General features: G+C 42.8%; 5 protein-coding genes and 1 pseudogene. 3 read left to right on the top strand and 3 right to left on the bottom strand.

The window, feature by feature from the left end; genetic code table 11:
• Positions 1–101, bottom strand: a 101-nt coding sequence (locus L3N51_RS12785; protein ID WP_428846166.1) for a transposase-like zinc-binding domain-containing protein, incomplete at its 3' end; no start/stop codon positions are given.
• 200 nt (positions 102–301) lie between these two features.
• Between L3N51_RS12785 and L3N51_RS12210 the strand changes: the two genes are divergently transcribed.
• Together L3N51_RS12210 and L3N51_RS12205 are read left to right on the top strand one after the other, a co-directional pair.
• On the top strand, positions 302–1,525 hold the full coding sequence (locus L3N51_RS12210; protein ID WP_238027495.1) for an amidohydrolase family protein: 1,224 nt from the start codon (positions 302–304) through the stop codon (positions 1,523–1,525).
• A gap of 35 nt (positions 1,526–1,560) precedes the next feature.
• Positions 1,561–2,868 (top strand): MFS transporter, encoded by a 1,308-nt coding sequence (locus L3N51_RS12205; protein WP_238027494.1) that lies wholly within the window; start codon positions 1,561–1,563, stop codon positions 2,866–2,868.
• Positions 2,869–2,902: 34 nt separating this feature from the next.
• On the opposite strand, the gene L3N51_RS12725 is transcribed toward L3N51_RS12205, so the two are convergent.
• Both L3N51_RS12725 and L3N51_RS12195 read right to left on the bottom strand, forming a co-directional pair.
• Positions 2,903–3,565, bottom strand: coding sequence for a helix-turn-helix domain-containing protein (locus tag L3N51_RS12725; protein WP_238027493.1), 663 nt, complete (start codon positions 3,563–3,565; stop codon positions 2,903–2,905).
• Between the two features lie 77 nt (positions 3,566–3,642).
• Complete coding sequence (locus tag L3N51_RS12195; RefSeq protein ID WP_238027492.1) at positions 3,643–4,689, bottom strand: ISNCY family transposase; 1,047 nt, start codon at positions 4,687–4,689, stop codon at positions 3,643–3,645.
• A gap of 146 nt (positions 4,690–4,835) precedes the next feature.
• On the opposite strand from L3N51_RS12195, the pseudogene L3N51_RS12190 reads away from it, so the two are divergent.
• A pseudogene (locus tag L3N51_RS12190) lies at positions 4,836–5,065 on the top strand (transposase-like zinc-binding domain-containing protein); the annotation flags it as partial.

Genomic DNA, 5,065 nt, shown 5'->3' with positions numbered 1-5,065 from the left:
AACTGCCTTCCCCTTATCTTCCCGTTCTTAACCACGTGATTACTTCCACAAGAGGGACAGGGAACGTCCCTGTAGACCGGTTTCCTTCCCCTCCTGGCCACAAGTAATACTCTTTATACAAATATTTATACCTTCATGACGACACTCTGAAGCAGTTTAACTATGTTATTTTCCCCGTAAAATTATGAAAGTATAATGCTTTCGGGAACGATCTCAACCCATTTTTGTCATTAACGGCCTTAAACGTCGTTTGAGAATGTTATTTTTACGACTTTGTCTAGCTTGTGATTGGGAAGACAAAATGAGTGAGAAGGAAAAATTGGAAAGTATCTTTAATAAAGAGATAAAAGTCATAGATGCAGATGCACATATAGTTGAGAAGCTTGAGCATTACCAAAAATACCTGGATTCAAAGTACAAGTTACCTCAAGTTGTAGAAGATGTGGAGTTTGGAACCAGATATTGGGTGATTGATGGTATGTTAGTACCGAGGCCGTTAAGAGCGCCTGGACCAGGTCCCGTCAAAGGTCTAATTCAGCATTTTGATCATCCAAGGTTTGGTAAAGTAATAGATATGCACAGTGAGACACCGTCTGCTAGGGACGGCTCGTTAGATGACATAGAGGGAAGACTTAGGGACATGGATAGGATGGGAGTATATATGCAGGTTGTGAATCCTACGCTAGCTATACCCATAGCTATGATCAAGGATGCTAATTACGCTGCCTCACTGTGCAGGGCATACAATCAATATGTTTCAGATAAACTAGAAAGCATTGAAAGGATTAAGGCTAATTATGTCGTGCCATTACAGGATGTCGGACTTGCCATCGACGAGCTACATAGAGTGGTAAACTACAATGGTTATGCCGGAATTGCAATTCCACCGATAGTTATTGGTGAAGGTGAAGTGGGGAACGGAATAAAAACAGTTGCCGATCCTTCATTCGATCCGTTCTGGAAAGAGGTCTCAAAACTTAATGTTCCTGTCACCATCCACTCTCTATCCTCACTGCCGTTACCATGGATTTTGCTAGGGAGAAAGTATCTTTATTCAAGAGTTATGACCCACTCTATAACCATGGAAATATTACTCACATTGCTAATTGGTGAAGGTTACTTTGATAGATATCCTAACATCAAAGTTTTGCTGGCAGAGGCCGGATCCACTTGGCTTCCCTACTGGATATTTTATTACAGCGAGCAATATGAGCATCCATCCATAAAAATAGCAAAGGAATATTATGGTATAAACGAGCTTCCTAAGGCCCAGCCATTAGAATACTTGAAGTCAGGAAATATATATGTAAGTGTTGAGGCCGAAGAACCTACAGATATCTTGGAATATATGATAAGAAAAATGGGTATAGGATCGCAATTAGTCTTTGCCACAGATTATGGCCATGAAGAAATGGTGATTGGTGCAGTAAGGAACTTCATAGAGAATCAAAGTGAGCTAGGAAAAGAATCTTTAATGAATATTCTATCTTTGAATTCAAAGAAATTCTATAATTTTAATTTTTAAATTTTTATGCTCAAATTGAATTAAGAGGTGCTGAAATGAGTGGAGGAGAACTTGCAAGGAAAGATCTTGTAAAAATAACAGCCGTACTTAATATAGGTACGTCTCTTGAATGGTATGATTTTGTAGTGTCATCAACAGCAGCAGCAATAGTGTGGCCTGAAATATACTTTTCTTCTTCTAACCCCGCTACAGCACTGCTCCTATCCTTTACCGTTTTTGGGATAGGTTTCTTGTCTAGACCTATAGGATCAATTTTATTCGGTCATTTTGGAGATAAAATTGGGAGGAAATCGTCACTAGTATGGACATTATTAACTATGGGCATAGGCACTCTAGGTATAGGTCTAGATCCTTCTTTATCCCAAATAGGTATACTGGCACCTATCTTGCTCACTCTTTTTAGGCTACTTCAGGGACTTGGGATAGGTGGCGAGTGGGGTGGGGCAGCTACGATGTTAACTGAGTTCGTAAGTACTAAAAGGTTCAGGGGATTCTGGGTAAGTTGGATTCAGCAAGGGCTTCAGTTTGGCGTTATTCTTGGAAATGTCGCTTTCTTATTACTCGAAAGACTACCCGAGCCGGTATTTTTAAGTTCTGGATGGAGAATAGCATACTATATTGGATTTGTAGTAGCCATCACTGCAGCTGTTTTAAGATATAAAGTCTATGAAACCCCACTCTTCACCAAGTTGCTTTCTAAAAAAGAAATATCGAAGATACCATTTGTTGACATGATGAAAAAAGATTGGAAGAAAGTTTTTATCATGGCTATGATATTCCTAGAGGCCAGTGCAGGTTTCTATATTGCAATTAGCTTCAGTCAAGCATATATAAAATCATTTCTTCATTTTAATTCAAGCTTTGCAACTTTAGCAGTAATGATAGGAGCTATAGCTACAGTATTTGGAACAATGGTAGCAGCGTATCTTAGTGATGTTATAGGAAGCAGGAAAAAGATCATGATAATTAGTCCCATTGGAGTCATTTTATTTAGTTTTCCTTTCTTCATTCTAATGAATACAAGAGTTCCATCTTTAGTTATACTTGCCGTTGCTGCATATTATGTTATAGAATTATTTGGATGGTCTGTAATGCCAACGTTTTATGCTGAATATACTCCAACAAAATATAGATACACGGCGACGTCGTTTGCAATAAATCTTGCAACACCTTTATCTGGAGGATTAGCACCAATAATAATGACGTTTATACTTCAACAATTTAATGATAATTATTTAATAGGTTGGCCTTACGTGGCATTAGTAAGTGTGATTTACGGTGTTCTGGGCTTGATAGGAGTATTACTCGTCAAGGAGGATACAGCTACAAGGGCCTTGGAGTAACCCTTTACACTTCGTGGAGGATAAACAGGAGGAGTTAGGTTTCATAGTCTTTTTTAGCTTGAATAATGTTCCTAAATCTCAATTCCTCTAGATATCTGTTGATCATTTTACGCTCCGCCGACCTCAAATGATAAGCGACAGTGGCTTTGTTAACACCTAAGAATTTGGCCAGTTTACCCATTCTTATGGATTTTGGAAAGTTAAAATAACCTTGCATAAATGCTAGACTCAGTATTTTTAACTCTTGTGGAGTTAATTCGTCTTCTTTATGTTCATACTCCTTCATACCTAAAACCTGGATATCCCCTTCGCTCTTCAATATATCTAAAAGCTCATTGATTTTATCCCTATATATTAACACTTTCCAAAATTCCTTCCCATCATATTTAAAATCATCAACTACTAATCCGTCCAACGAAAGTATGGCTTCCAATACACGATGGGTATTTTTCTTGAAATCAAATATCACATATCTGCCGGAAGTATGTAGCGAATAATAGTCGATGTATGACCTATGTTTCTTTATTGTATAAATTAAATCCTTATGTTTCTTTTCCAATATTATAGTACTTCTAACATAACCCTTTTCCAAATTTACGAAACGCGAAAGATTTTCAATAACATAATTTCCTATAAATGTTGTCCAACAGTTGTCATGATGAATGGAAAAGCTTAATTCATATAACGTATTCCTCACAAACCTTCATTAGTAATATGTTTATTTGAGCTATATTCTTAACGTTTATAGGTTATATACGAGATTAACGTGCCACTTTACACTTTTCGCCTCCTCTTGAGACCCAGGTAAACTCTTTTCAACGTAGTGGAAATCTCTTTGACCCCCAGGGAGAGCTTGAGGGAGTACCTCACGAGGAGGAGCGCGATCAACGTGAGGGCTACGAGCTTGATGAAGCCCAGGGTACGCGTTAGGGACCTGTGCGATCCCTCCTCGAGCCCCAGCTGCTTCATCTCCCTGATGATCACCTCCACGTCCCACCTGTTCTCCCACGCAGTCAGGATCTCCTCCTCGGGCGTGGAGGTATCGGTGGAGAAGAAGTATCTCCTACCGTGACCCTTATAATCCACCACGAGTAACTTAATGGGGACGCCCCTGTACGTGACGTGGTGAACCCCTGGCCCGAGCTCGTCCACTCGCCTAGGTTCGCCACCCTCAGCTACCCGGGCGTTGGACTTGAGCTCCGAGACCAGGTCCGGGAGGAGGGTTCGCCCGTTCACGTACCACGTGTCGAACACTATCCCCTGAACGTTGAAGATCTCCCTCAACCTGGACACTAGCTCCAGCATGAGCTCTATCTTGGTCCTGAAGGTAACCACTACTCCCCTCTTCTCCAGCTCGTCCATAACCTTCCTGGGCACGTAGATCTCCACGTGAACCGGATAGACCTGGTTTGTCCTCAGGTCCTTCACCGCAATGACCAGGAGCTGAAGCGAGGGAAGGAACGCCCCTTCGCCCGGGACGTAGAAGATCTGCGCCCACGTCCCGGAAACGGGCTCAGCCAGGGCATACCTCTTCACGTCGTGCGTGTCGTCCACGATTAGCAGGACCGGATCGTCCCTGACCAGAGCCTTCACGACCCTCTCCAGCTCCACCGCGGATAGATCGTCCAGCTTCCTCAACCCGTTCCCGTAGTTGAAGCCCGCGATCCTTGACATGGCGTGCATGTTCTCTCCCGTCAACGCCAGCGCGCCCGTCAACTTCACGAACGTGTCACTCCTCACAGCGTCCTGCATCCTCGCCAGCCTCTTCACTTGCCTACCGAGCTCCTCCGAGACCTTCAGGGGATCTATGCAGGTATACATTAGCCAAAATCCTGCGTTACCTAGCTATAAAGTTTTTAAGGTGAGAGGGAGGTCACGTCAATCTCGCATATAACCTAACGTTTATACACGAAAGTGTCCATGGCGTCGTCATTAAGGTATAAATATTTGTATAGGGAGTATTACTTATGGCCAAGAGGGGAAGGAAACCTGTTTACGGGGACGTTCCCTGTCCCTCGTGCGGAATCACGTGGTTAAGAACGGGAAGGTGACGGGAAGGCAGTTCTACCTGTGCAGGGAGTGCGGGAAGACGTGAAGGGAGCGAAGCACCATCACGATGAGAGCGTGAGGGAGAGGGCCCTCAGGATGTACGCGAACGGGATGAGCATGAGGGCCATCTCCAGGGTACTTCAGGTCC

It is taken from the genome of Metallosphaera javensis (ex Hofmann et al. 2022) (genome assembly GCF_022064045.1).
Classification (GTDB): Archaea; Thermoproteota; Thermoprotei_A; order Sulfolobales; family Sulfolobaceae; genus Metallosphaera; species Metallosphaera javensis.
Note: the sequence above shows the minus strand (reverse complement) of the source record. Positions and strands in the feature narration are given on the sequence as shown.